The sequence below is a fragment of the Bacillus sp. 05T22 genome (assembly GCF_056396765.1).
The window spans coordinates 1-387 of sequence record NZ_JBFTMC010000304.1 but is presented as its reverse complement, the minus strand read 5'-3'; the positions used below and the strand labels follow the sequence as shown (position 1 = coordinate 387).

The 387-nt window shown below is 31.3% G+C and carries 1 protein-coding gene; it reads right to left on the bottom strand.

Translation table 11 applies throughout. The features are described from left to right. Positions 1-26: 26 nt before the first annotated feature. Positions 27-387, bottom strand: a 361-nt coding sequence (locus AC1DIT_RS28595; RefSeq protein WP_476998638.1) for a ReoY family proteolytic degradation factor, incomplete at its 5' end; no start/stop codon positions are given.

Below are 387 nucleotides of genomic sequence, written 5' to 3'. Positions count from 1 at the left end.
TCAAAATTAAATAAAATGAACATTCCTTACAGGCTTTTCAATTCCTCTGTTAACTTACAAAAAGCTTCCTTATCTTGATTGTCCAGCGCTTCATCAATTTGCTTTAAAAGTCGATCTCTTCGAAATGAAAATACACTCTCTTCTAAAAATCGTTCTGCAAGTAAACGATCTTTTTCATTTACTTCAATATGCTTTGGCAAGTACGGATTTTCTTCTAATACTGCTACATAATTTGCATTTTGGAACGATGATTTAAAATTAAGTTGAATATAAATATCCTCATCTCGATTTAAACGAATGTCATGAAATGATTTTTCTGCATCCGTCGTCATAACATTTTGTTTAAAGAAGTGAAACGGTGTATCTTTCACACAATTTGCTGACATC